General features: G+C 69.6%; 2 protein-coding genes and 1 pseudogene. 2 read left to right on the top strand and 1 reads right to left on the bottom strand.

Annotation, left to right across the window (positions count from 1 at the left end; all coding sequences use genetic code 11):
• Both G3N92_RS33605 and G3N92_RS33600 read left to right on the top strand, forming a co-directional pair.
• Positions 1–541, top strand: a pseudogene (locus tag G3N92_RS33605) (hypothetical protein); the annotation flags it as partial.
• A 207-nt stretch (positions 542–748) separates the two neighbouring features.
• Positions 749–904: a hypothetical protein gene (locus G3N92_RS33600; RefSeq protein WP_206131805.1), complete on the top strand. Its 156-nt coding sequence runs from the start codon at positions 749–751 to the stop codon at positions 902–904.
• A 110-nt stretch (positions 905–1014) separates the two neighbouring features.
• Here the strand turns inward: G3N92_RS33600 and G3N92_RS33595 are convergent.
• On the bottom strand, positions 1015–1722 hold a 708-nt coding region (locus tag G3N92_RS33595), incomplete at its 5' end, for an HAD-IC family P-type ATPase (protein WP_206131804.1).

Below are 1722 nucleotides of genomic sequence, written 5' to 3'. Positions count from 1 at the left end.
GCCAGCGGCGGTGGACGTGACGAACGCGGCGCCCGCGCCCGCCGTCGACGAAGCGGCTCGCAAGCCGGCACCGGCTGTCCGCCCGAATCCGATTCCCGTTGCGGACGCTGCCGCGCCCACGCCTGTTCCCGTTTCCGCGCCGGCCGAGGCCGGGGCTGCCGCCGTCGATCTCGACGCGCAACTGCGTCCGCTGTCCGAGCGCCTGCGCGCGCTGCAACTCGAAACCGTCGACCTGCGCCGCGCGGCCGACCGCGAGATGCGCCGCGTGAACCGCCTGCTGCTCGCGCTCGCGGCGGTGGTGCTGATCGCGATCGTCGCGCTGGGCCTGCAGACGACGGCGCTGTCGAGCGCGCACCGCGATGCCGACGAACTGCAACGCCGCGTCGATCGCCTGACGTCGTCGCAGGAAACGCAGGCGGCCAATCTTGCCGCGATGCAGCAACGCGCCGACGAGCTCGGCGTGCAGGTGCAGCGCCTGACCAATCGCAGCGCCGTGGCCCCGCGCCCGCAACCGGCGCGCCGCGAACGCCGCACGCGCTAGCCGTAACGGGCTTCGACCCCGCAACGATCGAGCCGGCCGTCTTGCGACGCGCCGGCTTTTTTATTCGGGGCGGCATCCTGTGCGTCGGCATGTCGCGTCGCGTTTACCGCACAGAATGCTGCGGCGCACTAGATTGATCTAGGGAAAACCCTTAATATTCATGTCTAGGGAAAACCCTGATCACTACTGCCCAGCCGGGAGCCGCACATGACCCTCATCTTCGCCCTGCTTCAAAAGATCGACGATCTGTTCGTTTCGCCGCATCTGCCGCTCGACCGCGACTATTCGTACGCCGCCCGCCACGCGGAAGCCGAGCGTCAGCGCAAGTCGCAGATCTCGCGTTTCGGCCTGCTGCGCCGCTGATTTCCCGCCGCATTCCGTTTCGATTCGTGCACGAATCGAAGCGCCGAAAACCAAAAAGCTCGCGAACCGTCTGACGGTTCGCGAGCTTTTTGCGTCATGGCACGCCGGCTTCAGCGTGTTTCGCCCTTCCACATCTTCAACAACAGCGCGTTCGTGACCACGCTCACGCTCGAGAACGCCATCGCCGCGCCCGCGATCATCGGGTTCAGCAGCCCGGCCGCCGCGAGCGGCACCCCCACCAGGTTGTAGACGAACGCCCAGAACAGGTTCTGGCGGATCTTGCGATAGGTGCGGCGCGAGATGTCGATCGCGGCCGCCACCAGCGCCGGATCGCCGCGCATCAGCGTGATGCCGGCCGTGTTCATCGCCACGTCGGTGCCGGTGGCCATCGCGATGCCGATGTCGGCGGCGGCCAGCGCCGGCGCGTCGTTGATGCCGTCGCCCACCATCGCCACCACGCCGCCCGGCGTGGCCGCCTTCAGTTCGCCGATCACGCGCGCCTTGTCGTCGGGCAGCACCTGGCTGTGCACTTCATCGATGCCGAGCGCGCGCGCGACGGCCGCCGCGCTGCCGCGGTTGTCGCCCGTCACCAGCACCGTGCGGATGCCGAGCGCCTGAAGCCGCGCGATCGCATCGCGCGCGCCGGGCTTCACCGTGTCGCCGAAGCCGATCAGCGCGAGCGCCGCCTGCGGCGCGTCGAGCCGCATCAGCCACGACACCGTGTTGCCGGCCGCTTCGAGTTCGGCGGCGCGCGCGGCGGCTGCGGCCGGCACGTCGATCGCCAGTTCCGCCCGCCCGCGCGCGCTGCCGATCGCGTA

Source organism: Burkholderia sp. Ac-20379 (genome assembly GCF_017104645.1).
Lineage (GTDB): Bacteria > Pseudomonadota > Gammaproteobacteria > Burkholderiales > Burkholderiaceae > Burkholderia.
Note: the sequence above shows the minus strand (reverse complement) of the source record. Positions and strands in the feature narration are given on the sequence as shown.